Source organism: Paraburkholderia sp. GAS334, assembly GCF_050436625.1.
Classification (GTDB): domain Bacteria; phylum Pseudomonadota; class Gammaproteobacteria; order Burkholderiales; family Burkholderiaceae; genus Paraburkholderia.
The window spans coordinates 529,665-555,863 of record NZ_JBNDMO010000002.1; the positions used below are offsets into that span (position 1 = coordinate 529,665).

At 64.0% G+C, this 26,199-nt stretch carries 19 protein-coding genes; 11 read left to right on the top strand and 8 right to left on the bottom strand.

The annotated features are described in order from the left end of the window. Positions 1–67: 67 nt before the first annotated feature. The 3 genes from P3T21_RS05835 to P3T21_RS05845 form a co-directional block, all read right to left on the bottom strand. Positions 68–1,006 carry a LysR family transcriptional regulator gene (locus tag P3T21_RS05835; protein ID WP_429254972.1) on the bottom strand — a complete coding sequence of 313 codons (939 nt, stop codon included), beginning with the start codon at positions 1,004–1,006 and terminating at the stop codon, positions 68–70. A gap of 208 nt (positions 1,007–1,214) precedes the next feature. Further along, on the bottom strand, positions 1,215–2,303 hold the full coding sequence (locus P3T21_RS05840; RefSeq protein WP_429254973.1) for a porin: 1,089 nt from the start codon (positions 2,301–2,303) through the stop codon (positions 1,215–1,217). A 617-nt stretch (positions 2,304–2,920) separates the two neighbouring features. After that, the gene (locus tag P3T21_RS05845) at positions 2,921–3,436 is read right to left on the bottom strand and encodes a hypothetical protein (RefSeq protein ID WP_429254974.1); all 516 of its coding nucleotides are present in this window, start codon (positions 3,434–3,436) and stop codon (positions 2,921–2,923) included. A gap of 533 nt (positions 3,437–3,969) precedes the next feature. Between P3T21_RS05845 and P3T21_RS05850 the strand changes: the two genes are divergently transcribed. The 9 genes from P3T21_RS05850 (at position 3,970) to P3T21_RS05890 (ending at position 16,372) form a co-directional block, all read left to right on the top strand. Next, entirely contained in the window at positions 3,970–4,995 is a 1,026-nt protein-coding gene (locus P3T21_RS05850) for a bile acid:sodium symporter family protein (protein ID WP_429254975.1), read from the top strand. A 262-nt stretch (positions 4,996–5,257) separates the two neighbouring features. Beyond that, positions 5,258–7,105 (top strand): EAL domain-containing protein, encoded by a 1,848-nt coding sequence (locus P3T21_RS05855; RefSeq protein WP_429254976.1) that lies wholly within the window; start codon positions 5,258–5,260, stop codon positions 7,103–7,105. A gap of 323 nt (positions 7,106–7,428) precedes the next feature. Then, the gene (locus tag P3T21_RS05860) at positions 7,429–8,415 is read left to right on the top strand and encodes a LacI family DNA-binding transcriptional regulator (protein ID WP_429254977.1); all 987 of its coding nucleotides are present in this window, start codon (positions 7,429–7,431) and stop codon (positions 8,413–8,415) included. Beyond that, positions 8,412–9,707 carry an AGE family epimerase/isomerase gene (locus P3T21_RS05865; protein ID WP_429254978.1) on the top strand — a complete coding sequence of 432 codons (1,296 nt, stop codon included), beginning with the start codon at positions 8,412–8,414 and terminating at the stop codon, positions 9,705–9,707. Before P3T21_RS05860 ends, P3T21_RS05865 begins: the two co-directional genes overlap by 4 nt. Positions 9,708–9,712: 5 nt before the next feature. Then, the gene (locus P3T21_RS05870) at positions 9,713–10,627 is read left to right on the top strand and encodes a carbohydrate kinase family protein (RefSeq protein ID WP_429254979.1); all 915 of its coding nucleotides are present in this window, start codon (positions 9,713–9,715) and stop codon (positions 10,625–10,627) included. A gap of 171 nt (positions 10,628–10,798) precedes the next feature. Next, positions 10,799–11,020: a hypothetical protein gene (locus P3T21_RS05875; protein ID WP_429254980.1), complete on the top strand. Its 222-nt coding sequence runs from the start codon at positions 10,799–10,801 to the stop codon at positions 11,018–11,020. A gap of 93 nt (positions 11,021–11,113) precedes the next feature. Beyond that, positions 11,114–11,359, top strand: a complete 246-nt coding sequence (locus P3T21_RS05880; RefSeq protein ID WP_429254981.1) for a hypothetical protein — start codon at positions 11,114–11,116, stop codon at positions 11,357–11,359. A 180-nt stretch (positions 11,360–11,539) separates the two neighbouring features. Beyond that, positions 11,540–12,562: an ion channel gene (locus P3T21_RS05885; RefSeq protein ID WP_429254982.1), complete on the top strand. Its 1,023-nt coding sequence runs from the start codon at positions 11,540–11,542 to the stop codon at positions 12,560–12,562. A 195-nt stretch (positions 12,563–12,757) separates the two neighbouring features. Continuing rightward, a complete protein-coding gene (locus tag P3T21_RS05890; protein WP_429254983.1) occupies positions 12,758–16,372 on the top strand; it encodes an indolepyruvate ferredoxin oxidoreductase family protein in 3,615 nt (1,204 codons plus the stop codon). Between the two features lie 25 nt (positions 16,373–16,397). On the opposite strand, the gene P3T21_RS05895 is transcribed toward P3T21_RS05890, so the two are convergent. After that, positions 16,398–17,699, bottom strand: a complete 1,302-nt coding sequence (locus tag P3T21_RS05895; protein WP_429254984.1) for an EAL domain-containing protein — start codon at positions 17,697–17,699, stop codon at positions 16,398–16,400. 381 nt (positions 17,700–18,080) lie between these two features. On the opposite strand from P3T21_RS05895, the gene P3T21_RS05900 reads away from it, so the two are divergent. Beyond that, a complete protein-coding gene (locus tag P3T21_RS05900) occupies positions 18,081–19,721 on the top strand; it encodes a Na+/H+ antiporter (RefSeq protein WP_429254985.1) in 1,641 nt (546 codons plus the stop codon). Between the two features lie 69 nt (positions 19,722–19,790). Here P3T21_RS05900 and P3T21_RS05905 read toward each other — a convergent pair whose 3' ends face one another. Then, positions 19,791–21,098, bottom strand: coding sequence for a solute carrier family 23 protein (locus tag P3T21_RS05905; RefSeq protein WP_429254986.1), 1,308 nt, complete (start codon positions 21,096–21,098; stop codon positions 19,791–19,793). Between the two features lie 161 nt (positions 21,099–21,259). Further along, positions 21,260–21,931 (bottom strand): TetR/AcrR family transcriptional regulator, encoded by a 672-nt coding sequence (locus tag P3T21_RS05910; protein WP_429254987.1) that lies wholly within the window; start codon positions 21,929–21,931, stop codon positions 21,260–21,262. A gap of 69 nt (positions 21,932–22,000) precedes the next feature. On the opposite strand from P3T21_RS05910, the gene P3T21_RS05915 reads away from it, so the two are divergent. After that, the gene (locus P3T21_RS05915; protein ID WP_429254988.1) at positions 22,001–22,642 is read left to right on the top strand and encodes a glutathione binding-like protein; all 642 of its coding nucleotides are present in this window, start codon (positions 22,001–22,003) and stop codon (positions 22,640–22,642) included. 93 nt (positions 22,643–22,735) lie between these two features. Here P3T21_RS05915 and P3T21_RS05920 read toward each other — a convergent pair whose 3' ends face one another. Both P3T21_RS05920 and P3T21_RS05925 read right to left on the bottom strand, forming a co-directional pair. After that, positions 22,736–24,301 (bottom strand): methyl-accepting chemotaxis protein, encoded by a 1,566-nt coding sequence (locus P3T21_RS05920; RefSeq protein ID WP_429254989.1) that lies wholly within the window; start codon positions 24,299–24,301, stop codon positions 22,736–22,738. A 364-nt stretch (positions 24,302–24,665) separates the two neighbouring features. Further along, on the bottom strand, positions 24,666–26,177 hold the full coding sequence (locus tag P3T21_RS05925; RefSeq protein WP_429255170.1) for a sensor domain-containing diguanylate cyclase: 1,512 nt from the start codon (positions 26,175–26,177) through the stop codon (positions 24,666–24,668). Between the last annotated feature and the right edge of the window lie 22 nt (positions 26,178–26,199).

Here is a 26,199-nt window from a genome sequence, read left to right on the forward strand (position 1 = left end):
TCTCTTTCAGCTTCAGTATAGCCAGATGACGTCGGCGCCTGACGCACACGTCCGGCGGCTGCGATGCTCAGCGCACGGCGGCGGCCCGGATCTGCTCGAGCGTCGGCCAGAGCGCCTCGCTCGCGAACCGCTCTGCCAGAAAGTCGACGAAAGAACGCACCTTCGCCGACAGATGCCGGCGGCTCGCATAGACGACGTGAATCGGCAACTCACGCGGCGGCAGCGCATCGACAAGTAGCGGCACGAGACGCCCGGTCGCCAGATCGTCGCCGATCACTTCGGTGCCGAGCATCGCAATGCCCGCGCCCTGCAGCACGACGACGCGCTGTGCCTCCAGATGGTTGACGATCATGTTGCCGGCAAGTCGCAGACGCGCGCCGCCCGCATCGACGCCCTGCGTCAGTTCCTGCGCCGACACGCCCGTGTACTGGATGAAGTTGTGCTTTTCGAGGTCCGCGAGCGTCTTCGGCGTGCCGTGGCGGCGCAGATAGTCCGGCGACGCGCACAGCACGATATGCGCCGTCGCGATCTGCCGCGCAATCAGCGACGACGACTTCAGCCCCGTCGGCGACGCCCGGATCGCCACATCGAACCCTTCGTCGATCAGCTCGACGACACGATCCGACAACGTGATTTCGACGGTGACCTGCGGGAACTGCGCGGCGTAATCGGCGAGCGCACTCATCACGTGACTCAGCCCGAACGCCGTCAGCGACGACACCCGCAGCTTCCCTTGCGGCACCACGCTCGCCGCACCAACGGCCTGCTCGGCTTCGTCCAGCTCGGTCAGCACCTGTGAGAGGCGCTCGTAATATTCGCGGCCCGCTTCAGTGGGCGCGACGCGTCGCGTCGTGCGGTTGAGCAGACGCGCGCCCAGTTGCTGCTCGAGATGCATCACGTGTTTGCTGGCCATCGCAGCGGAAATGTCCATCCGCTCCGCCGCGCCAACGAAGCTACCCGCTTCGACGACGTGGCGAAACACTTTCATGCTGACGAGGGTATCCATGACTAATCGCTCACAACAGGAATGAATCGGGGCTGTTGCGCAGACTTTATCAAGGAACAGTGAGCAAAGCGTGGGGAGCTGGCGTGATGCGTAGACAAAAAAGCCTCACGTTCGGGAGAACGTGAGGCTTTTTCTGAATCTTGGCGACGTCACAACGGTAACTCGCGGCGCCTCTCGCAAAGACGAGGCTGGCGAGCCGCCCCGTGACCTAGAACTTCGCACGGATACCGACGCCGAACGTGTCACCCGACGTCTGGGAGCTGATCTTGTCGTACAGATAGGCCGCGTAGACGTCCGTGCGCTTCGACAACGGGTAGTCGTAGCCGAGTGCCGCGGTCTGACGCGTCTGGTCGAGGCCGCCACCGTCACGCGAGTACGCGTACGAAGCCATGACCGTGCCGGGACCCGCCGGCACGCTCACGCCGCCCTGGGCCGTATTGACGTGCCAGCTGCCAAGCGCGCCCTGATCGTTCTTCGTGTACATGTACTGGCCGAAGAACTTCACGTACTTCAGGTCGTAAGAGGCGCCGACCTGACCCACGCCCTGGCTCTTCAGACCGAGGACGCCGGACGCACCCGGATTGGTCAGGTCGCCCGGGCTGTTGTTGAAGTTCACGTACTGATACACGGCGGTCGCGGCGAACGGGCCGTGGAAGTACAGCACCTGCCCGCTCCACTTCTTCGCGCCGTTCTGCGTCGTGTTGCCGAGCGCGTACATCGCGGTCGCGGAAAGGCCGTTGAAGTTCGGCGACTGGTACTGCACCGCGTTGTTCCAGCCCGAATCACCGGTCACGCCCTGATCCGTGTTGTACGTCGGGAACGTGCCGAGGCCGAGGTACACGTGGTAGACCATCGGCGAGAACACGTACGAATCGATGAACGGGTTGAACAGGATCGTCGACACGAACAGCGGTGTCGTCAGACGGCCGGCGGTCATCGTGCCCCACGGCGCTTCGATGCCGACGTACGCGTTACGCGAGAACATCGTGTCGCCGGTGAAGCGGCCGTACTGGCCGTTCTGCGCGCGGAAGAAGCCTTCCAGGGTGAAGATCGCCTTGTAGCCGTTGCCGAGGTCTTCCGCGCCCTTCATGCCCCAGTACGAAGTCGACATCCCGCCGCCCGACACAACCCACGAGCGCTCGTTACCCGGGAATTTCTGCGAGCCAACCCATTCATCGACCTGTCCATAGAGCTGGACGCTCGACTGCGCGAATGCGGTCGATGCGCCTGCCAGCAGGCCGGCGATCACAGTTGCCTTGAGAGTGGTCTTCAGCGTGCGGCTGACGTTTGTTTTCATGAATTCTCCTGTCTTTGTCAAAAGGTAAGCGTGGCTGGCGCGGCGGGTTACTCGCGCAAACGGTTGTTGTTGTCCGTCAGGTCGTCGAGCTGATCTGGATCAGTGGGCGGAGACCATCTTTGCGGACCATTTTTATGAAAAAAAATATGTCTGGTTATTGCCGGTATATGAGCCCGCTTAGTTTCTTCGAATAACGGCCTGTTAAAGCACGGTCGTACCCAGGTCTGACCGCAGTGCGACATGCGCGCCGATGTTCGCCGGGCGTGGCGGGCATTGCCTTGCCGGGATGCGTAGCGCCGGAATTGGGTCTACGTGATGCGCTGCCGCAACCGGACAACCAACGGAGGCCGAATCGTGCCCTGAAGATGACGTTTTTCAAAGAAGTGTGGCGCGCACGCGTCATATCTCCCGGCGTGCGGGACGCGGCCCGACGCGCTGGACGGGCAGCGGACAGCTGAAGGCGGCTTACATCTGTTAGAAGCAGGGAATGGGTGCGGGAAAAACAGGCGGTTGTCAGCGGGGACGAGGCTGGAAACCCGGCGAGAAATCACCGGCGGCGGGGCGCAGCGCGCCCGCGACGCAACCCGTCGCCCGGTCAGTTGCGGTACGGCGAAAGGTCAGTTGCGATAAGGCGAAGGCGGCGGAGGACGGGGAACGTCGTCCGGCGGATGGGGAATGGAACGCACGGCACCGCGCTCTTCGTTATAGCGGGCGACATCGGCGCGGATCGAACCGGCGCGTACGGGCGCGTTGACGGGCGGACGCGGCGCCGAACGACCCTCGGTGCTGACCGGCGTGATCGCGCCTGCATAGCGGACCGGCTCGCCGTCCACGCGGAACGGGCGACCCTGCGCAGCCATCTGCGGCAACCCGCCGTAGGCCGGCGCCGGCGCGCGTGCCATGCTGAGATTGCGTTCAGCCTGGCCGACACGCGTACCCGGCTGCAAACCGTACCAGCGACCGCCGCCCGGTGCATTCTGCTGGACCGGCCGGAAGAATCCCCCACCGTGTATTGCGCCACGCGACATGTCGACATGTGCAGGCGGTAACGGTTTCGCACAGGCGAACGACGCCAGGAGCGCGATCAGCGCGCCCAGCAGCCAGTGCAACCTTTTCGAATACCCTGCGTTCACGATCCTTCACCTGCTCGACGACCCGCCGCAGATTCGCCTTTCGAGCAATGGCAAAACCTGTTTTGAGAGACGGGCGCGCTGCCGTCGCCACGCCGCGCGTGCCGACTTCCCAATGGCTTGTGAGCAGTAATTTATGGGCGCCCATCCAGCGTGTCGAGGCAAAAAATGTTATGCCACCGGAAGGGTTGTAACACCATGTTACGGCAGGCTTTTTTCGCGAAAAGCGCATGTAGCAAGGCTCTCCGGGCAGACCACAGCACGCGGCCCACGTGCCGGTTGAGGCACTCCGAAAACGGCCAGTAAATCCGACCGAATGGATGGCGCCTGTCGAAATCGCGCCTATAAACATAGAGGTGTCGCGAGCCTGCAACATGCGCAAAGTGCATTAATCGATTCTTCAAATGAATTTGCATATTCAATCGGAAACGCCGGACAATAGGCGTTTCCATTGATTGCATCCAGTGACCGGCGCCCTCATTCGCGCGCCCGCGTTTTTCGCGTCACACTGCGCCTATTGCTTCGAGATTCCCGAGATGGCTCGCCCCAAACTGCTCCCCGACAACTTCACGCTGTGCCTCGTTGGCACCGTTATTCTGGCGAGCCTGCTGCCCGTCCACGGCCAGGCGGCCGCGGCGTTCAACTCGCTGACGAATATTGCCGTCGGGCTGCTGTTTTTCCTGCACGGCGCGAAGCTGTCGCGCGAGGCGATCATCGCGGGTGCAACGCACTGGCGGCTGCATCTGGTCGTCCTGCTAAGCACGTTCGCGCTCTTTCCGCTGCTCGGCCTCGCGCTTAAACCGCTCCTTTCGCCGCTCGTCACGCCGTCGCTCTACGCGGGAATTCTCTTCCTCTGCACGCTGCCATCGACCGTCCAGTCCTCCATCGCGTTCACCTCGATTGCGAAAGGCAACGTGCCCGCCGCGGTATGTAGTGCGTCGGCGTCGAGTCTTCTTGGGATCTTCATCACGCCCGCGCTCGTAAGCGTCGTCATCACGAACCAGGCTGCCGGCGGCACTTCCGCCTGGCATACCGTGTGGAGCATCGTGCTCCAGCTGCTCGTGCCGTTCGTGGCCGGACAACTGCTGCGCCCGGTGATTGGCCGGTGGATCGAGCGTAACCGCGGCGTACTGAAGTTCGTCGACCAGGGCTCGATTCTGCTCGTGGTGTACGCCGCTTTCAGCGAGGCGGTGAACGAAGGCCTGTGGCACCATATTCCGCTGACCGCGCTGGCCGGCCTGTTCGTGGTGTGCGCCGTGCTGCTCGCCATTGCGCTCGCGCTCACGATGTTCATCAGCAGGCGGCTGGGCTTTAATCGCGCGGACCAGATCACGATCATCTTCTGCGGTTCGAAGAAAAGTCTGGCGGCCGGCGTGCCGATGGCCAAGGTGATTTTCGCGTCGCATGCGGTGGGCGCGGTGGTGCTGCCGCTGATGCTGTTCCATCAGATCCAGCTGATGGTGTGCGCCGCGCTTGCGCAGCGCTGGGGCGCCCGTGATATCAGCGCCGAAAAACGCGCCGTCGGCAAGGAGGCCGCGCCAGCGGCCGTCGCGCGCCGCTGAGGGATTGGATGCGTCGAACAGATAATCCATGAGATGTCCTGAGCGAGAGTAAGTCATATCAAGCAGTAGCGAAAAGTGAAAAGCCGCCTCATGCGGCTTTTTCGTTATTTCACGCGACGCAGCGCCAGCCGTCACCTCGACCAGATGGCGTAGGCGCAGGCACGAAAGCACCAACGCGGTGCGATGGTTCATCAAAGATTCACTTAACTGCTACGCATATCGGCCGTTAAGTCGATAACCCCATCGTTTCGGCAGCTCGCTCATGCCTGTTCGCTCGCCCCTCGGCCGGCCTTCGCCGGGCATTGAAGATCTGATCGCCCGTCGCGAGCTGTCCGCGGTGTTTCAGCCGATTGTCGATTTCGAGGATGGCGCCATCCTCGGCTACGAAGGTCTTATTCGCGGTCCATCCGGCACGCCGCTGGAAGCGCCGTATGCACTCTTCGCGCAGGCAGCCGCGGAAGGCTGTGCAATCGCACTTGAACGCGCCGCGGCGCGCACCTGTATCGAGGCTTTCGCGCGTCTCAAATGCGAAGGCAAGCTGTTCCTCAACTTCAGCGCGGACGCCATCCACGATCTCGCCGCCATGCCCGACAGCACGCTTGCCCTGTTACGTCAGACGGGCCTCGACCCCGCCCGCATCGTGATCGAACTGACCGAGCAGAGCGCAATTCCGGACATCGGCAACTTCCTGTCGATCATCGATGCGCTGCGCACGTTCGGCGCGCAGTTCGCGCTCGACGACTACGGCACAGCGAACGCGAGCATGAACCTGTGGGTACGCCTGCAACCGGACGTCGTGAAGATCGACCGCTTCTTTATCCACGACATCGCGAGCGACCCGCTCAAGTTCGAGGCCGTCAAGGCGATGCAGCATTTCGCGAACGCGAGCGGCGCGAGGCTGGTGGCGGAGGGCATCGAAAATGAAGCGGACCTGATCGTCGTGCGCGATATGGGCATCGGTTGCGGGCAGGGCTTTTTCTTCGGAAGGCCGCACGCGCAGCCTCCACGATTCGTCACCGACGACGCCCGCGAAGCAATCCGCGCGCATCACATCGCGGTGTTCCCGGAAACGACGCGCACCGTGGGCGCGTCGCCGTCGGGCGGCATGGCATCGGACAAGATGCTCGTGCATGCGCCCGCGCTGCCACGCGAGGCGACGAATAACGACGTGCTCGACCTCTTCAACCGTTTGCCGGATCTGCACGCGGTTGCTGTTGTGGAAAACGACGAGCCGGTCGCGCTGATCAACCGCCGCGCGTTCATGGATCGCTACGCGCTGCCGTATCACCGCGAACTGTTCGGCAAGCGTCCGTGCCTGCTGTTCGCCAACGCGTCGCCGGTCGTCATCGAAAAATCGATGACGGTCGAGCAGATGGCGAAACTCCTCGCGAGCGACGACCAGCGCTATCTCGCTGACGGCTTCGTCATCACCGACAACGGCAAATACGTCGGCCTCGGCACCGGCGAAAAGCTGGTGCGCGCGGTCACTGAAGTGCGCATCGAAGCGGCGCGCTACGCGAATCCGCTGACGTTCCTGCCGGGCAACATCCCGATCAGCTCGCACATCGCGCGGCTTGTCAGCAACGACGCCGCGTTCTACGCGTGCTACGTCGACCTGAACCATTTCAAGCCGTTCAACGACGAGTACGGCTACTGGCAGGGCGACGAAGTGCTGAAGTTCGCAGCAGCGGTGCTCGCCGACGTGTGCGACCCGACGCGGGATTTTCTTGGCCACGTCGGCGGCGACGACTTCCTGATCCTCTTCCAGAGCGACGACTGGCGCGAACGCGCACTGCGCGCGATCCACGCGTTCAACGAAGGCGCACAGCGCTTTTATGCGCCGGCCGACCGGCTGGCGGGTGGGATCCACGGCGAGGACCGGCGCGGCAATCCGACGTTCTTCGGCTTCGTGACGATGGCGATCGGCGGCGTGCGCGTGCAGCCCGACAGTGACGTGGCGCTCTACACAAGCGAGGAAATCGCCTCGGTTGCAGCGCTGGCGAAGCGCCGCGCGAAACAGGAACCGTCGGGCTTCGTGCTGATCGACAGCGACGAAAGCGAGGCGCTGCTGCGTGGCCGCATCGATTCGCCGGGCCAGGCCGACGGTTGATTCCCGGTTGCGCACTTCGCAACCACGCCCGTCAGCGGCAACGGCAGGCGCAACGGCGGCACTGACGCCAATCCCCACGAATTACATCAGACTGACACGACAAACCTGCATCGTGGGAATCCGGCCGTCTGCTCACGACCGCTAACATCGTGCCATCACATCTCGTTTAGTTGATTTTACTAAACACATAAAAACACGCGTGCAGCCACTGGATACAGCCACTTACACGGGTTAACCCCCTGCGTCACGGGTTTCTGCAAGTCTGTTTTACTATACAATCTCCGGACTCGAAACCAGCGGCCCTCACGGCCGGCCATCAGTACATGGCGACAACCATCCGTGACGTCGCGCGTGCTGCCAGCGTGTCGATCGGCACTGTCTCACGCGCGCTGAAAAACCAGCCCGGTCTCTCCGATGCCACGCGTCTGCGTGTCGTCGAGGCCGCGCGCCAGCTCGGCTACGACGCGGCACAGTTGCGTCCGCGTATCCGCCGGCTCACGTTTCTTCTGCATCGCCAGCACAACAACTTCACCGTCAGCCCGTTTTTCTCGCACGTGCTGCACGGCGTCGAAGACGCGTGCCGCGAACGCGGCATCGTGCCGTCGCTGCTGACGGCCGGTCCGACCGAGGACGTCATCCGGCAGATGCGCGTCCATTCGCCGGACGCCGTCGCGATCGCCGGCTTCGTCGAGCCGGAGACGCTCGCCACGCTCGTCGCGATGCAGCGTCCGCTCGTGCTGATCGATCTGTGGGCGCCCGGCCTGCGCTCGGTGAATCTCGACAACGCCGAAGGCGCCACGCTCGCAATGCGGCATCTGTTCGCGCAAAAGCGCACGCGCATTGCGTTTATCGGCGGCTCGCTCGCGCATTTCAGCATTGCGCAGCGCGCGCTCGGTTACCGTCGCGCGTTCTTCGAAGCCGGGCTGCTGTTCGATCCGTCGCTGGAAGTGGCGATGGACGCCGGCCTCGATCCCGACGCCGGCGCCGCGCTCGCGATGGAGCGTCTGCTCGACGCGCCGGGTGAACGCGTCGACGCGGTTTTTGCCTACAACGACGCCGCCGCGCTCGCCGCGATGCGCGTCTGCCTTGCGCGCGGCCTGCGCGTGCCGGAAGACATTGCCATCATCGGTTTCGACGATATTCCCGCAGCAGCGCATGCCTCGCCGCCTCTGTCGACGATCGGCGTCGACAAGGAAGCGCTCGGCCGGCGCGGCGTCGAGCTGCTGCTCGAAGATGCGCCAGCCGAAACGGAAGTCCGCCTGCCTGTCCAACTCATAGCCCGTGCCAGCACTTCGGTGAAAAAGCCATGACGCAACCCGACCTGAATCACGCCAACCTGCAAGCTAGCCCGCACGCTGATGCCGCGCTGCCTGTACCGCCCGTCGCCAGCTTCCGCGAACCGGAATTCCTGCTCTCGCATATCCAGGACACGCTCGGCTTTTACGCGCCGAACGTGCTGGACCCGAGCGGCGGGTTCTTCCACTTCTTCCGCGACGACGGCTCGATCTACGACCGCACGACGCGCCATCTGGTAAGCAGCTGCCGCTACGTGTTCAACTACGCGATGGCGTACCGTCAGTTCGGCGACCCGAAGCATCTTGAGTACGCGCGCCACGGCGTGCGCTTCCTGCGCGACGCGCACTGGGACGCGCAGCACGAAGGCTACGACTGGGAACTCGAATGGCGCGACGGCCACAAACGCGCGCTCGATTCGACGCGTCACTGCTACGGCCTGGCTTTCGTGCTGCTTGCTTACTCGCACGCGGCGATGGCGGGCATCGAGGAAGCGAAGCCGATGATCGGCGCGACCTTCGATCTGATGGAACACCGCTTCTGGGACGCCGCCGCCGGCCTCTACGCCGACGAAGCAACCGCCGACTGGCGCGTGTCCAGCTATCGCGGCCAGAACGCGAACATGCACACCACCGAGGCGCTCCTCACCGCCTACGAAGCAACCGGCCACCTCGTGTATCTGGACCGCGCGGAACGCGTCGCGTCGAACATCACACTGCGCCAGGCGAAGCTGTCGCAGGGTCTCGTCTGGGAACACTTCCACGCGGACTGGTCAGTCGACTGGCATTACAACGAGGAAGACAGCTCGAACATCTTCCGTCCGTGGGGTTTCCAGCCTGGCCACCAGACCGAATGGGCGAAGCTGCTGCTAATTCTCGAACGCCATCGTCCGCTGCCGTGGCTGCTGCCGCGCGCAATCGAACTCTTTGACGCCGCCATGACGCACGCATGGGACGAAGATCACGGCGGCCTGTACTACGGCTTCGGCCCGGACCGCACCGTCTGTGACCACGACAAATACTTCTGGGTGCAGGCCGAAACCTTCGCGACCGCCGCGCTGCTCGGCAAACGCACGGGCAATGAACGCTTCTGGGACTGGTACGACGAGATCTGGCGTTATAGCTGGGTGCATTTCGTCGATCATCGCTATGGCGCGTGGTATCGCATCCTCACGTGCGACAACCGCAAGTACAGCGACGAGAAAAGCCCGGCCGGCAAGACCGACTATCACACGATGGGCGCGTGCTACGAAGTGCTGACGCACGCACTCGCAGGCGCTGCCGAAACATCAACTGAATCCACACGGTGACCATCATGACAACGAGCACCGAATTTCCCCTCTTCGTTTCTCCCGGCGACATCCTCACCGACATGGTCCGCACCGACGATTCGCACTGGCTGTCCGTGCCAGGCGGCGCCGGCTGGAACGTCGCACGCGCCGTCGCGCGGCTTGGGCTGCGCACGGCCTCTGTCGGCTCGCTCGGCAACGATTATTTTTCGGACGCGATCTGGAACGCCAGCGTCGCCGCCGACCTCGACATGCGCTTCATGCAGCGCGTCGACCGCGCGCCGCTGCTGGCGATCGTCCACGAGACGCATCCGCCGACCTACTTCTTCATGGGCGACAACAGCGCCGATCTCGCCCTCGATCCGTCGCTGTTGCCGCAAGGCTGGATGGAGCAGGTGAAGTGGGCGCACTTCGGCGGCATCAGCCTCGTGCGCCAGCCGCTCGGCGACACGCTCGCAAAGCTCGCCGCCGACCTGCGCGCGCGCGGCGTAAAGATCAGCTACGACCCGAACTACCGCAACCTGATGGAGCACGGCTACGCGCCGATCCTGCGCAAGATGGCCGCACTCGCCGACCTCATCAAGGTTTCAGACGAAGACCTGCGCCGGCTCTTCAAGACCGACGATGAAGCTGGCGCGCTCGAGCAACTGCGCGCGCTGAATCCGTCGGCGACGGTGCTTGTCACGCGCGGACCGGAGACGTCGACGCTCTTCGTCGGCAACGCGGTGTACGAAGGCCGGCCGCCTCGCGTCGAAGTGGCCGATACGGTCGGCGCCGGCGATGCGTCGATCGGCGGCCTGATGTTCAGCCTGATGACCGCGCCGCAACGCACGTGGCCCGAGCATCTCGCGTTTTCGCTGGCGGCGGGCGCAGCGGCGTGCCGGCATTCGGGTGCGCATTCGCCGACGCTCGACGAAGTCGTCGCGCTGCTGGAAGACTAGACGGGGAATGAATCGAGACGCGCCACGCGACCTGCATACCGCGCGGCGCGTTAGCGTGCGTGCATGCGCCGTGAGTGCCGTGTGTGTCGTACACGCGCCCGGATGGTCACGCACCGGTAAGGCTTCAATCTGCGTGCTACGATGGAATCTCCACCTTGTCGGAGTTGCATCATGGTCGACGTCACCTACACCAAAGGTATCTACACGGCGATCGCAACCGTGCGCGACGTAGAAGGCGACGAGTACAAGGGCGTCGTCTCGCTGTCGCGCGACGACGGCGACGAGCAGGAGAACACTGTCTACGAAGTCGAAGCCACGTCGGCGACGCCTGAGGAAGCGCTTGAAGAAGCAAAGGCGCTCGCGCATCGCATCCTCGGCGAAATCGAACTCTAGGCGCGGCTCCTGGTCCCAGAGTCTATGTAGAACCGGCGCCGCGGCCATACCGCCGTTCGGCGCCATTTCCGGATAAACCGGCTGGAGGCGAAGATGGCTGAACAGCTCTTCCTCTACGGTGTGTACGCGATCCATGTGCGTCCGCTGGAACTGCAGGGTGCGCGCTGGGATGCGGAGTACGAAATCCGTCATCGCGACAAGCCGGTGCAGGTGTGGACCACGGTGGGCGGCGACGCCGGCTTCGACGAACTCGCCGAAGCGGTCGAATCCGCGCATCGTCAGGCCGTTGCCGATATTGAGCACGGCGCGGGTATTCCGAAACCGCGTTCGTTTCCCTAAGCGTTTTTTTAGAGGCCGCGCGTATGCGTCGGCGTGCGCCGGCGCATACGCGCGTCGCCGGCGAGCGCGGGACTTCAGCCGCACGGGCGCCTCCTTATGCCCTGACGCGCGCACAACCACCGCGCGGCACAACGCCCTTGCGTGCTACGCTTTGCGCGTTTCCACACCCGCCGCAACGCGATGCCCCACGACCCGTCAGACCGCGCTTCATCCGCCGATTCGAAGGCGGGAACGACGCCGCCCGAGCGCGATTTCCCCGGCCGCCGCGGCCGCAAGATACGCGTCACCTCGCGCACGGTCATTGCGCATGGGTTGCCGCTGCCGGTCTGGCAGGATCTTTATCACCGTGCGTTGATGGTCAGCTGGCCGATATTCTTCGCGTCGCTCGCGGTGCTGTTCCTGTTGCTCAATACCACGTTCGCCGCGCTTTATATGCTCGGCCACGCGTCGATCGCCAATCAGGCGCCGCCGGGATTCGCCGGCGCGTTCTTCTTCAGCGTCGAAACACTCGCGACCGTAGGATACGGCGACATGCATCCGCAGACGGTCTACGCGCACGGCATCGCCACGCTGGAGATCTTTGTCGGGATGTCGGGCATCGCCCTCGCCACCGGCCTGATCTTCGCGCGCTTCTCGCGGCCTCGCGCGAAGATCATGTTCGCCCGTTACGCGGTCGTTTTCCCTGTTGACGGTCATCCAACGTTGATGGTGCGCGCCGCGAACGCACGTCAGAACGTGATCTCGGAAGCCCGTGCGAGGCTGCGGCTGATGCGCCGCGAAACGACGTCCGAAGGCTTCACGTTGCGCAAGATTCACGATATGAAGCTCGTGCGCGAGCAGCACCCGATGTTTCTGCTCGGCTGGAACATGATGCATGTCATCGACGAAAACAGTCCGCTCTTCGGTGAAACGCCGGCGACGCTGGCCGCGCGCGAAGTGTCGCTGCTGATCACCATCGAAGGCTCGGACGAAACGACGTCACAGACAATGATGGCGCGCCACTCATGGGCGCACGAGGACATTCGCTGGCGGCATCGCTATGTGGACGTACTCGTGGAGAAGGACGGCGTGACGCATATCGACTACTCGCACTTCCACGAGGTCATTTCGCTCGACGAATACGAGGCGCAGAAGGCGCAGCAAGCGCAGGCCGCGCGCGACATGCCGGCACCACAGGCGCAGGCCCACGAGCAGGAGAAGTGAGCACCCGGTGAGCGCTCCGGTAGAACTCACTCAAAAGGGCGAAATTTCGCCCAATGGCTCGCTCGAATAGCGGCCCACCCGCCCCACTTAGCAATAAATCACTCCAATCGGCGAGAAAAAATAGAGTCTCTTTCGTTGCGACGACGTTGCACTGCCCGTCCGTTCCCGCGAAGCCATAACAAGGAGACTTCCCCGATGACCGCACGACTGCCTGTCGACGGTGCGCCTGACCTCGCCGAATACCGTCTTTCCGACAATCTCACCGCCATGCGCGGCCGCATTTTCCTGACCGGCACGCAGGCGCTCGTGCGCCTTCCGCTGATGCAGCGCGCAATAGACAGGGCCCATGGCCTGAACACGGCCGGTTTCGTCAGCGGCTATCGCGGCTCGCCGCTCGGGATGGTTGACCAGCAGTTGTGGAAGGCGAAAAAACTGCTCACTGAGAACGATATCCGCTTCCTGCCCGCGATCAACGAAGAACTCGGCGGCACCGCCGTGCTCGGCACGCAGCGCGTGGAATCCGACCCGGAGCGCACGGTCGAAGGCGTGTTCGCGTTCTGGTACGGCAAGGGCCCGGGCGTCGATCGTGCCGGCGATGCGCTGAAGCACGGCAACGCGTATGGCTCGTCGCCACATGGCGGCGTGCTGGTCGTCGCGGGTGACGACCACGGTTGCGTGTCGTCGTCGATGCCGCATCAGAGCGACTTCACGATGATGTCGTGGCACATGCCGGTGGTGAATCCGTCGAACATCGCGGACATGCTCGAGTTCGGCCTGTACGGCTGGGCGCTGTCGCGCTTCTCCGGGGCGTGGGTCGGCTACAAGGCGATTTCGGAAACGGTCGAATCCGGCTCGACGGTCGACCTCGACGCGCTACAAACGGAATGGACCGTGCCGACGGATTTCGTCGCGCCCGCGGATGGCCTGCACAACCGCTGGCCCGATCTGCCGAGTCTGTCGATCGAGGCGCGGCTCGAGGCCAAGCTGAACGCGGTGCGCCACTTTGCGCGCACCAACAGCATCGACAAATGGATCGCGCCGAGCCCGCACGCGAACGTCGGCATCATCACGTGCGGCAAGGCGCATCTGGACTTGATGGAAGCGCTGCGCCGGCTCGATCTCACCGTCGCCGATCTTGAAGCGGCCGGCGTGCGGATCTACAAGGTCGGGCTATCGTTTCCGCTGGAAATGGGCCGCATCGATACCTTCGTCGAAGGGCTGTCGGGCGTGCTGGTGATCGAGGAAAAAGGCCCGGTCATCGAGCAGCAGATCAAGGACTATCTGTACAACCGCCGCGAGGGCGCGCGCCCGGTGATCCTCGGCAAATACGCCGAAGACGGTTCGATGCTGCTGTCCGCGCTCGGCGAGCTGCGTCCGTCGCGGATTCTGCCCGTGTTCGCGAACTGGCTCGCGCGCCACAAGCCCGCGCTCGACCGGCGCGAACGCGTGGTCGATCTCGTCGCGCCGCAGATTCTTTCGAACGCCGCCGATGCGGTAAAGCGCACGCCGTACTTCTGCTCGGGCTGTCCGCACAACACATCGACGAAAGTGCCCGACGGCTCGATCGCGCAGGCCGGTATCGGCTGCCACTTCATGGCTTCGTGGATGGAGCGCGATACGACCGGCCTGATCCAGATGGGCGGCGAAGGCGTCGACTGGGCATCGCATTCGATGTTCACGAAAACGCGCCACGTGTTCCAGAACCTTGGCGACGGCACGTACTTTCACTCGGGCATTCTGGCGATCCGTCAGGCAGTCGCGGCGAATACCAACATCACGTACAAGATTCTCTACAACGATGCGGTCGCGATGACGGGCGGCCAGCCGGTCGACGGCAGCATCTCGGTGCCGCAGATCGCGCGTCAGGTGGAAGCGGAAGGCGTGTCGCGCTTCGTCGTGGTCAGCGACGAGCCGGAAAAGTACCACGGCCATCACAACCTCTTTCCGACCGGCACCACGTTCCATCACCGCGACGAACTCGATGCGGTGCAGCGCGAGTTGCGCGACATCGACGGCGTCACCGTGCTGATCTATGACCAGACGTGCGCGGCGGAGAAGCGTCGTCGCAGGAAGAAAGGTGAGTTTCCCGATCCGGACAAGCGTCTCTTCATCAACGAAGCCGTGTGCGAAGGCTGCGGCGATTGCGGCGTGCAGTCGAACTGTCTTTCCGTTGAGCCGCTGGAAACGACGCTGGGCCGCAAGCGCCGTATCGACCAGTCGTCGTGCAACAAGGATTACTCGTGCGTGAACGGCTTCTGTCCGAGCTTCGTCACAGTCGAAGGCGGCAAGCTGAAAAAGGCCGCCGGCAAGGCATTCGATCCGGCGGCGCTCGCGAAACGTGTCGACGCACTGCCGACACCCGCTACGCATCTCGACGCAGCGCCGTACGACATTCTGGTGACGGGCGTCGGCGGCACGGGCGTCGTGACGGTCGGCGCGCTGATCAGCATGGCCGCGCATCTGGAAGGCAAGAGCGCGTCGGTGCTCGACTTCATGGGCTTCGCACAGAAGGGCGGCTCGGTGCTGTCGTTCGTGCGCTTCGCCGCGCGTGACGAGTGGCTGAACCAGGTCCGTATCGACACGCAGCAGGCCGACCTGCTGCTCGCGTGCGACATGGTGGTCGGTGCGAGTAGCGACGCGTTGCAGACGGTGCGTCACGGCCGCACGCGCATCGTCGTGAACACGCATGCGATTCCGAACGCGACGTTCGTGCAGAACCCGGATGCGAACCTGCACACCGATGCGCTGATCGACAAGATGCGTCACGCCGCGGACGCGGAGCGTCTCTCTACGTGCGATGCGCAGGCACTTGCCAGCCGTTTCCTTGGCGACACGATTGGCGCGAACATCCTGATGCTCGGCTTCGCATGGCAACTCGGTCTGGTGCCGGTGTCGTTCGCGGCGCTAATGCGCGCGATCGAACTGAACAACGTCGCAATCGAGGCGAACAAGCTGGCGTTCGCGATCGGCCGCGTGGCTGCGGAGGATCCGGCTTCGCTCGACGCTTTGCTGCAAACGCGTGCCGATGCGGTCGCATTGCCTTTCGCAGTGGCCAACGACAAAGCATTCGACGTCGACGCCGTCATCGCCGATCGCGAAACGCGTCTGTCGGCGTATGGTGATGCGTCGTATGTGAAGCGTTTCCGCTCGCTCGTCGACAGGGCGCGTATGGCTGAGCGGCAACTTGCACGCGCCGGCAGCGGGAGCGAGCCGCTCACACGCGCTGTCGCCACGACGTTCTACAAGCTGCTCGCGGTGAAGGACGAATACGAAGTCGCGCGCCTCTACGCCGACGACTCATTCCGCAAGGCCATCGAAGCGCAGTTCGAAGGCACTGCGGGCCGCGATTTCCGGATCGGTTTCAACATGGCGCCGCCGACGGTCACGCGCGCCGCACACGGCGCACGGCCGAAGAAGGTGAAGTTTGGCCAGTGGATGTGGCCCGTGCTCGGCGGTCTCGCGAAGATTCGCGCGCTGCGCGGCACGGCGCTCGATCCGTTCGGCCGCTCACTGGAGCGCCGGATGGAACGCGCACTGGCAACCGACTACGAAGCGACGATCGACACACTGCTTCGCTCGCTCACGCCCGCGACGCGGCAAAACGCAATCGAATTCGCGCAGGTCATGCAGCGCGTGCGCGGCTATGGTCCGGTGAAGCTGAACAGCCTCGTCGCGGCGAAGGCGCAGGAGCGTTCACTCGCACGCGCGTTGAACATCGAGCCCGTGACGTCCGCCGTCGTGCAGGAAGCCCTTGCGCAGATGCGCGGCAGCGGCGCGTTGAGCGGCATTCCAGTGGTGGTGGCGAAATGAGCGTGCCGGGGCGCGCCGCCACGATCTAGATCATCGCGTGCGGGGAGCTGACCTCCTCGCCCTCGTGATGCCAGTCTATATCGCCGCACAGCACGGCCATCCGTTCACCAACGCGCGTGGCGATCGAAAGCGTCACGCACAGCGTTGCCTCGTTGATCGACAGATACGGCCGCGTCACCTGCACGCGTTGCGGCTCGCGGATCGCCGCGCGGAAATACGGCCGGCGTAGCCAGCTCGCACCTTTCGCATCCGAGAGCGGCAGGAAGCGCGACATCTGCACCGCGCGATCGGCGCGCAGCACCACGTTGCGCTCCGACTGACGGCCATTGTCGTCAAGCAGGAAGCAGCGCGCCGCATGATCGAGTGACAGGAAATTCCAGCAGACCTCATCGAGTGGCTCACCGGCGGCGAGCCGCTCGGCCGCGCGCTCGAATGCACGCACATACGGCGCGAGCCGCGACGCGTCGCGCTTCTCGCGCATCTCTGTCAGCGTGCGGTTGCGCTCCGTCAAACCACTGATCACCGCGGACGTCGCGCACGCATCGGCGAGCAGCGCGCTCGGCCGGCCGAAGTAAAAGCCTTGTACGAAGTCGGCATCGCAGGCGAGCGCCATCAGCGCTTCGCTTTCCGTCTCGATGCCCTCGACCAGCACCAGCTTGCCCGCCTCATGCAGCAGCGAGACAAGACCCGGCAGTATCGACGAACCTTGCGGCCGGATCGCGCCGGGCGCGAGCAGCGAACGGTCGAGCTTGACGATGTCTGGATTCAGTTGCCAGACCCGCTCGACGTTCGAATGCCCCGCGCCGAAATCATCGAGCGCGATCAGGAAGCCACGCTCGCGGAACTGGCGCACGGCGTCCGCGAGACGTTCCAGATCGTCGGCGCGCTGCTCGAGCACTTCGAGCACGATGCGGCGCGGCGGCAGATCAAGTCGCTTCAGGTTCGCGAGCAGGGCGGCCGCGTGATACGGATCCGTCAGCGCGCCCGGATGCACGTTCAGAAACAGCCATTCGCGCTCGGCGCCGAGCGCCTTGAAGTTCTCGAGATGCAGCGACTGCGCAAGCCGGTCGACCTGCAGCACGTCGCCGATACGGGCCGCCTGGCCAAAGACGTCGAGCGGCGAAACCGGCCGGTCGAGCGAATCGTGCGCGCGCAGAAGCCCCTCGTAGCCGACCGCACGCATGTGCGAAAGACTGAAAATTGGCTGGAACACGCTCGTGAGCTCCAGATCCCCATGGCGCGTCGAAAACCGCTCCAGCCCCGAAGTGAAACTGACCTCGAAGCCGTGCGGTGCGACCGCTGTCGTGTCCTGCTGCGCAATGCTCATGCAATCCTCTCACGCGCGAGTGGAACGATCCTGTCGAGGAACGACCGGGCTGGCTCCATTCTCAAAATGTGCGTCATGATCACCTGATAAGCAAGCTCCGTGCGCACGCTGGCACACGTATCGCGTTAGTTCGCGCGCCACCTTGCAGCGACTGTAAGGTCCGTGCGTCGAGCAGGGGCGTGGACCGCACCGTAACGGTGCATCGGGCCAGGCGGCGCAGCAGGCAAAGTGTGCGCCGGACGACAGTTTAGTAAGCGCCGGGCTACACTCCGGGCTTGTGTGCCCGTAGCAGGCAGAGCCTGTCGCCGTGCACGGGAAACGCCCTCCTTTATGTCGCTTTAGCCCCCGCTTTAACCCATTTATCCGCCTCGCTCGAATCCGATGGAAATCGTTTTTACCGTTCTGATTTTGCTCCTTTCGGTGGCAGTCTCGGGTCTTCTGCTCCGGCTGCTGCCGTTCAAGTTGCCGCTTCCGCTGATCCAGATCGCGATAGGCGCGCTGCTCGCCTGGCCGAAGTTCGGCCTGCATGTCACGTTCGATCCCGACATCTTCATGGTGCTGTTCATTCCGCCGCTGTTATTCGCGGATGGCTGGCGGATTCCGAAGCGCGAGTTCTTCATGCTGCGGCGCGCGATCCTGATGCTAGCGCTTGGGCTCGTGTTCATGACAGTGCTCGTGGTCGGCTACTTCGTGCACGCGCTCGTGCCCGTGATCCCGTTGCCGGTCGCGTTTGCGCTGGCCGCCGTGCTGTCGCCGACCGACGCCGTCGCGCTGACCGCCATCGTCGGCAGAGGGCGGATTGCGCCGCAGCTGATGCATATCCTCGAAGGCGAAGCGCTGATGAATGACGCGTCGGGCCTCGTCGCGCTGAAGTTCGCCATCGCGGCGGCGCTCACCGGTGTGTTTTCGCTGCGCGATGCGTCGATCAGCTTCGTGATCATCGCTGCCGGCGGACTCGCCACGGGCGCGGCAGTCGGCTGGCTGTTCAGCTTCGTCTCGTCGCGTTATCTGAACGTCACCGAAGAAGGCGATCCCGCGCCGGGCGTCGTGATGACGCTGCTGATTCCGTTCGCGTCCTATCTGTTCGCAGAGCACTTCGGGTGGTCGGGCATTCTTGCGGCCGTCGCCGCCGGGATGATGATGAATTACACCAGCATCATGCACGTCGGGCCGGTCTCCTCGCGTATACGCGCCGCGAGCACGTGGACGATGATCGAGTTCGTCTTCAACGGTATGGTGTTCATTCTGCTCGGGCTGCAGTTCCCGCATATCCTCGGCGAGGCGTTGCTCGACGCACATCACACCAGCGACGCACAGATGTTGCTGCTGATCGGCTACGTGGCCGCGGTGCTGCTCATGCTGTACGTGCTGCGCTACGCGTGGGTCTGGCTGTTGCGCCTGTATGCGAGCCGAAGCGCCGCGCGCAAAGGCGTGACGAACGCGGTGCCGGGCGTGCGGATGGTCGCGATAACGACGGTCGCCGGCGTGCGCGGCGCCGTCACACTGGCCGGCGTGCTATCGCTGCCGGTCACGTTGCCGGGACGCGACGTCGCGATCTTCATCGCATCGGGCGTGATTCTGGCGTCGCTGCTGGTCGCTGTGGTCTTGTTGCCGCTCATCACGCACGGCGGCCGGCGCGATCCTCACGCCGCCGAAGAAAAGCTCGCGCGCACACATGCGGCGCAGGCCGCGATCCGCGCCGTCGACGACCTGCACGAAACGGTCAATGCCGGTCTCGATGAATCGGAGTCGGCGTATGCCGCGGACGTGACCGCACGTGTGATGGATATTTACCGTCGTCGGCTCGCCACGCTGGGCGAGGAAGGCGAGCGTTCGGCGCTCGCCCGCGAGGCAGAAGCGCTGGAGTTGCGGATGCGCGTCGCCGCGATTCGCGCCGAGCGCGCGGCCCTGGTCGCGCTGCGTGGGGAGCAGAAGATCAACGACGAAACGCTGACGCGGCTGATGCGCGAAGTGGATCTGTCCGAGACGGCGTTGACCACCCGCGGCCGGGCGCGCGGGTGATTCCAGGCTGACGCAATGCGCATGCCGCCGGATCTGGCGACGCGCGCCCCGCCCCGATCACACGCTCGCCTAAACCACCGGCTGCTGCGCCGGCTTGCGACGCAACAACGCGTACAGGATGATTGCGCCGAACGTGGCCGTACCGATTCCGCCCAGCCCGAACCCGCCGAGTTTCAGCGTGAAATCGCCCGCGCCCAGCACGAGCGTGACGGCCGCGACGATCAGGTTACGGTTATCGGAAAAGTCGACCTTGTTGACGACCCAGATGCGCGCGCCCGTTACCGCGATCAATCCGAACACGACGATCGACACACCACCCAGCACCGGACCCGGAATCGTATGGATGACCGCACCGAACTTCGGCGAGAAGCCGAGCACGAGCGCAATCAACGCCGCGATCACAAAGACGAGCGTCGAATAGATTTTGGTGACCGCCATGACGCCGATGTTTTCCGCGTACGTCGTGACACCCGTGCCGCCAGCGAAACCCGACACGATGGTCGCGAGGCCGTCGCCGATAAACGCGCGGCCGACGTAGCCGTCGAGGTTCTGCCCGGTCATCGCGCTGACGGCCTTGATGTGGCCGAGGTTTTCCGCGACGAGGATCACCGCGACTGGCGCGATCAGCGTCATCGCCGGCAGGTCGAACACGGGCGCCGTGAAGTGCGGCATGCCGAACCACGCGGCATTCGCGACCATGGCGAAGTCGATTGGCTTGCCCATGCCGAGCCCGTTCGTGACGATCGCGTAGATCACGTACGCGATCAGCAGGCCGACGAGAATCAGCAGGCGCTGCAGCATGCCGCGCGCAAACACCGCGACGGCGCCGACACACAGCACGGTCACGAGCGCCATCCACGCATCGAACGCGTTCGCGCTCACGCCCTTCACGGCGATCGGCGCGAGATTCAAGCCGATCACCGCGACAATCGCGCCGGTGACGACGGGCGGCATCAGCGTCTCGATCCACTTCGTGCCGATCGCCGACACGATGAAGCCGATGATCGCGTACACGATGCCGCACGCGATGATCCCGCCGAGCGCCACCGGAATGTTCAGGTTCGGACCTTGTCCGCCGTAGCCGGTCACCGCGATGACGAGGCCAATAAACGCGAAGCTCGAACCGAGATAGCTCGGCACGCGTCCGCCGACGAGCACGAAAAACAGCAGCGTGCCGATGCCCGACATGAAGATGCAGAGATTTGGATCGAAGCCCATCAGGAGCGGCGCGAGCACCGTCGCGCCGAACATCGCGACCACGTGCTGGATGCCCATCGCGAACATCTGCGGCCACGCGAGCCGTTCGTCGGTTCCGACGACGAGGCCCTCGATGGCTTGCGGCTGGACGCGCCAGCGGGGAAAGTACGAATCGGCCATGGCGGGAGGTCTCCTTGAGTCGCTGTAAAAGTGAATATGCGCCGCGCGGGCGGCGCTGTTCTGGAATTACGCGCGAGTGTACGGAGCGGGCTTGCCGATGACAAGCCGTGAGGTTGCTTCTAAAGCCGATCGGTTCGTCGCGACGCCAGTCATGGCGCCGGTCACTTTCCCTTGCGACGGGGTTTCGCCGGTTCGATATCCAGTCCAGCCGCGGTCCCGCAGATCAGCGCCACGCCAGCGGCGGCCGTCGCGCGCAGCGACGCTCGCGTGTCGCCCGCACGCGAGCGCAATGCGAGGCTGTGCATGATCGCGGAAGCCACTCGCGCCAGCACGGCGGCGTCGGCATTCGGGTCGAGTTCTCCCTGCGCCTGCGCGCGTACCAGCCGCGTTTCGAGCGCGCCATCGAAGGTCCGCAGGCCCTCGGCGAGCTTCGCGCGCACCTCGGCATCGACCTTCGATTCCACAACCGCCGTGCCGATCAGAAAGCATCCGCGCGGCTCGCCGCCGCTCGGCAGATAGATCGCGAGCGCCGCGTCGTAGACGCGCTGTAAAGCCTGCGTCAACGGCAGATCGCCGCCGAGCGCGGCTTCCATTGCTTTAAGTCCCGCGTCGATGTAGCTGTCGAGCGTAGTCAGATAGAGCGCGTGCTTGTCGCCAAATGCGCCGTACAGGCTCGGGCGGTTCATGCCCGTCGCGACGCTCAGATCATCGAGCGACGTGCCCGAATAGCCACCTTGCCAGAATGCATGGGTTGCGCTGGCGATCGCTTCGTCCGGGTCATAGGCGCGTGGCCTTCCCCGTGAACGTCTATCTGTTTTTGTACCGTTATGCATAAAATATATGGCGCCGATTAATTTTGTTCACTATAGTACAAAACTCAAACCCGTGACTGGAGACGCCAGATGGATCTGTATTTTTCCCCACTCGCCTGTTCGCTCGCTACCCGGATTGCGCTGTACGAGGCGGGTGCCGACGCCAGCTATATTCAGGTCGACACGAAGAAGAAGCGCGTCAGCGACGGGTCCGATTTCTATGCGGTCAGCCCGCTTGGGCAGGTGCCTGTGTTGCGCACCGACGAGGGCTGGTTGCTGACCGAAAACACGGCAATCCTGCCGTATGTCGCGGACCAGTTTCCCGACGCGCAACTCGCGCCAGCGCCCGGCACGGGTGAGCGCGCGAAGTTGCAGCAGTGGCTTGGCTTCGTCAGCACGGAGTTGCATAAGGCGGTGTTCGTGCCGCTGCTCGATCCGACGGCGCCGGAAGATGTCGTGAACTACGCACGCAAGCGGGTGCCGTTGCGGCTTGGCGTGCTGGACGCGCATCTCGGTTCGCGTGAGTTTGTGCTGGACCGGTTCACGGTGGCGGATGCGTATCTCGTCCCTGTGCTGAACTGGGCGCAGTACTCGGGCGTGAGTCTGGCGCAATGGCCGTCGGTGGATGCGTATTACCAGCGGATCGCGCAGCGTCCTGCGGCCGCGAAAGCCCTGGCTGAAGAGATGGCGTTGTATCTCGAAGAGCTTGCCCGCGAGAAGGCCGAAGCTTAGGAAGCCTGTGCCTGCGTCGGTGCTTTGGGTGGCGAAGCATGTACGCTTCGCCACCTGCGTGAGTCATGGGTTCAGACGGTTTTGACAGTCCGGTCAGACTGCACGCGCCTTCACGGTGAACACCGAAACGGCCGATTTCAACTGCTGCGCCTGATCGGCCATCGAACCCGCCGCAGCTGCGGCCTGTTCGACCAGCGCCGCATTTTGCTGCGTCACTTCATCCATCTGCGCGACCGCGCGGTTCACCTGTTCGATGCCGGTGCTCTGCTCGCTCGACGCCGCCGAAATCTCACCCATGATATCGGTCACGCGTTTTACGGCGTGCGTGACTTCGGCCATCGTCTGGCCGGCGCGCTCGGCGAGTTCGGCGCCGCTGCCCACCCGCGTCGTCGAGTTCTCGATCAGCTCCTTGATCTCCTTCGCCGACAGCGCGCTGCGCTGCGCAAGCGAGCGCACTTCGCCCGCGACGACGGCGAAGCCGCGTCCCTGCTCGCCGGCGCGCGCCGCTTCGACGGCCGCGTTCAGCGCCAGGATGTTGGTCTGGAATGCGATGCCTTCAATGACCGCGATGATGTCCGTCATCCGCTTCGAGCCTGCAGCCAGTTCGCGCATCGTCTCGACCACATCGCCGACGAGACTGCTGCCCCGCGCGGCCACTTCCGATGCGCCGTGCGCGACGCCGCTCGCCTGCTGCGCGTTGTCCGCGTTCTGGCGCACGGTGGCGGTGAGCTGCTCCATGCTGGAGGCCGTTTCTTCCAGCGATGCCGCCTGCTCTTCAGTGCGCTGCGACAGGTCGGCGTTGCCCTGCGCGATTTCGCCCGACGCAATCAGGATCGACTCGCTCGATACGCTGATGCCACCGACGATGCCCGCCAGCCGCTCACGCATGTGTCCGAGCGCGAAGAGCAGACTGTTGGTATCGCCCGCGCGGGTATCGACGCGCACCGCAAGATCGCCGCTGGCGATGCGGTTCGCGATTTCCATCGCGTAGTCCGGCTCGCCACCGAGCTGCCGCGACAGACGGCGCGCGATCAGCCACGCGAGCCACATGCCCGTGATCATCGAAGCGAGCACCAGCGCCGTCATGACGAGGCGCATGCGCTCGTAGCGCGTGGTGGCTTCAGCCTGCGCGTCGATTGCGCGCTGGCGGCGATATTCGATGACGACCGTGATGCGCTCGCGCATCGCGACACTCGCCGCAATCGCGCGGCGCACGAGTTCCGCGTTGTCGACACCTGCGGGTATCGGATCGAGCCCGATCTGCTGACGCACGATGCCTTCCCAGACGGTATTCGCTTTCAGCACGTCATCGAGCAGAACCTGGCCCTTGCCGGTCGTGATGGTCGCTGTATAGCGATCGAAGGCCGAATGCATCTCCTTCAACGAAACGACGATCTCATCTTTCAGACGCTGACGGCCGGCATCGTCGGCGGCGTAGCCGAGATTCGCGGCGGCGAGGTCCGTGTCGACCTTATGGCGGTTCGCCTCTTCCATCCAGTAGAGGCCGTCCATGTAACGGCCGCCGATCGCGTCGGTGAGTTCGTGCAGCGCCGAGAGCGCCGTGATGCCAGCGACACCCGTCACGACACCGAAACCCGTGACGAGCGCAAACGCCAGCAACAGCTTTCTCAACACAGTCATACGATCAAACCACTTCATTTCACCCGCCTTTTTGCACATCTGGAATTGGGGAGATGTCTCGCCCTGCATGACATGGACATCCGGTTCGCACCACTCGTTTACGGCCTCAAATCCGGCCGCTTGATGCTCAAATATCCGGAATTAACAGCTACAGATGAACAATGAAAGGGGAACGAAAGCGGCGCTCGTGTCGGGCGACAGCGCGGGCCAATGATTGGGATTCCTCTGATGTTTATGATGCGGGCGCGTGACTACACTGCAAACGCTGCGTGACCCCATGAGTAGCGCAAGCATCGTTGTACTCTCCGACTTGCCGTTCACGTCTCCCCGGCGTGAACGGTTTTTTTTCGTCCGTCGCTTCCGGGTTTGATTTGATGAAACACTATCCGTCCGGCTGCTCCGCAACCGCACGCTCCTCCACCCGCGCGCCGACCGGCCACGCGCTGACACGATTCCGGCCCGTATCTTTTGCCTCGTACAGCGCCGTATCGGCGGCGTTGATCATTGCGCGGCAGGTGCCGAAGCGCTGCTTCTCCGTGCTGGCGATGCCGATACTGATCGTCAGCACGTGATGCGCGCCCGCGACATGGCGCATCTGCAACGCCTGCACCGCCGCACGAATGCTCTCGGCGATGCGCGCCGCACCCGCTTCACCTGTATTCGGCAACAGCACGATGAACTCCTCGCCGCCATAGCGCACCGCGCTGTCGCCCGGACGCCGCGCCTTGCCGGCGATGCAGCGCGCCACGGCGACGAGCGCGTCGTCGCCGGCGGAATGGCCGTACAGGTCGTTGAAGCCCTTGAAGTTGTCGACGTCGAGCATCAGCATCGACAGCGGCCGCCCGGTGCGCTGCGCGCGCCGCCATTCCGTCTCGACGATCTCTTCGAACGCGCGACGGTTGTGCAGACCGGTGAGGCCGTCGGTGCGCGCCAGCATGCGCAACTCTTCTTCCGCCTCCATACGCCGTCGCAACTGCTGCGAGAACAGCACCGCAAGCGTAACCAGCGCGACATCGACCGCAGCCATCAGCGAGCCAAGGATCCATGCGCGATGGCGCCACTCGGCGTAGATGTCGCGCGTCGCAATCGCGACGTCGAGAATCATCGGAAATCCCGCGATGTGGCGGAATGCGTACCAGCGCGGCACGCCGTCGATCGCGGCGGTGCCGAAGAAATCGCCGCTTGGCGATTGCGTAAAGCGCGTGTAGTTCGCCGTGCCCTGCAGGTTGCGACCGATGATCTTTTCGTCGAAAGGACGCCGCATCAGCATCGTGCCGTCAGCGAGCATCAGCGCCATCGAACCGCCTTCGCCCAGATTCATCCCTTCGAACAGGCGCCGGAAATAGCTGAGGCGCATCGTGCCCGCCACGACGCCCGCGAAACTGCCGTCGGGATTCGAGAGCCGGCGGCTCAGCGCGATGCTGGCGGACTCGCCGGAAAAGGGCGGGACGAACGGCTTGCTGATGTACAGGCCGACATTCGCCGAGTCGCGATGCACACGGAAATAGTCGCGCCCGGAGATGTTCAGGCCACGCGGCGGCACCGCCTGCGAATCGATGATTACGTTGCCGGCAGCATTGATCACGAGCAGCGAGCCCAGATCCTTCGCGGTCGCCGAGCGGTCGAAGAGCACCATCTGGCGGATAGCCGGCGGCAGTTCCATCACACCCGGCTGCTGAAGCCCTTCGATGACAGCCTGCAGCGACAGGTCGTAAACCTCCAGATTGCGCGCCGTATCGCGCTCGACCAGCAACGACACGTTGAATGCCGACTCCTGCGCGCGACGCAGCGCGTCCTTGCGCATCTCGAGCAGCACCCAGAGCGAGATCGCGAAGATGACGCCTGCCAGCGCGAGGCTGATGGCAATCACGGTGTTCGGTCGTCGCGTCACCATGTTCATAGGGGCTCGATCAGGC

Excerpts from the sequence above, each read along its gene's own strand:
- P3T21_RS05850 (WP_429254975.1), top strand. The coding sequence starts at position 3,970 with ATGGCTCGCCCCAAACTGCTCCCCGACAACTTCACGCTGTGCCTCGTT.
- P3T21_RS05865 (WP_429254978.1), top strand. The coding sequence starts at position 8,412 with ATGACGCAACCCGACCTGAATCACGCCAACCTGCAAGCTAGCCCGCAC.
- P3T21_RS05870 (WP_429254979.1), top strand. The coding sequence starts at position 9,713 with ATGACAACGAGCACCGAATTTCCCCTCTTCGTTTCTCCCGGCGACATC.
- P3T21_RS05875 (WP_429254980.1), top strand. The coding sequence starts at position 10,799 with ATGGTCGACGTCACCTACACCAAAGGTATCTACACGGCGATCGCAACC.
- P3T21_RS05840 (WP_429254973.1), bottom strand. The coding sequence starts at position 2,303 with ATGAAAACAAACGTCAGCCGCACGCTGAAGACCACTCTCAAGGCAACT.
- P3T21_RS05895 (WP_429254984.1), bottom strand. The coding sequence starts at position 17,699 with ATGAGCATTGCGCAGCAGGACACGACAGCGGTCGCACCGCACGGCTTC.
- P3T21_RS05880 (WP_429254981.1), top strand. The coding sequence starts at position 11,114 with ATGGCTGAACAGCTCTTCCTCTACGGTGTGTACGCGATCCATGTGCGT.
- P3T21_RS05855 (WP_429254976.1), top strand. The coding sequence starts at position 5,258 with ATGCCTGTTCGCTCGCCCCTCGGCCGGCCTTCGCCGGGCATTGAAGAT.
- P3T21_RS05915 (WP_429254988.1), top strand. The coding sequence starts at position 22,001 with ATGGATCTGTATTTTTCCCCACTCGCCTGTTCGCTCGCTACCCGGATT.
- P3T21_RS05835 (WP_429254972.1), bottom strand. The coding sequence starts at position 1,006 with ATGGATACCCTCGTCAGCATGAAAGTGTTTCGCCACGTCGTCGAAGCG.
- P3T21_RS05920 (WP_429254989.1), bottom strand. The coding sequence starts at position 24,301 with ATGAAGTGGTTTGATCGTATGACTGTGTTGAGAAAGCTGTTGCTGGCG.
- P3T21_RS05900 (WP_429254985.1), top strand. The coding sequence starts at position 18,081 with ATGGAAATCGTTTTTACCGTTCTGATTTTGCTCCTTTCGGTGGCAGTC.
- P3T21_RS05905 (WP_429254986.1), bottom strand. The coding sequence starts at position 21,098 with ATGGCCGATTCGTACTTTCCCCGCTGGCGCGTCCAGCCGCAAGCCATC.
- P3T21_RS05925 (WP_429255170.1), bottom strand. The coding sequence starts at position 26,177 with ATGGTGACGCGACGACCGAACACCGTGATTGCCATCAGCCTCGCGCTG.
- P3T21_RS05890 (WP_429254983.1), top strand. The coding sequence starts at position 12,758 with ATGACCGCACGACTGCCTGTCGACGGTGCGCCTGACCTCGCCGAATAC.
- P3T21_RS05860 (WP_429254977.1), top strand. The coding sequence starts at position 7,429 with ATGGCGACAACCATCCGTGACGTCGCGCGTGCTGCCAGCGTGTCGATC.
- P3T21_RS05885 (WP_429254982.1), top strand. The coding sequence starts at position 11,540 with ATGCCCCACGACCCGTCAGACCGCGCTTCATCCGCCGATTCGAAGGCG.
- P3T21_RS05910 (WP_429254987.1), bottom strand. The coding sequence starts at position 21,931 with ATGCATAACGGTACAAAAACAGATAGACGTTCACGGGGAAGGCCACGC.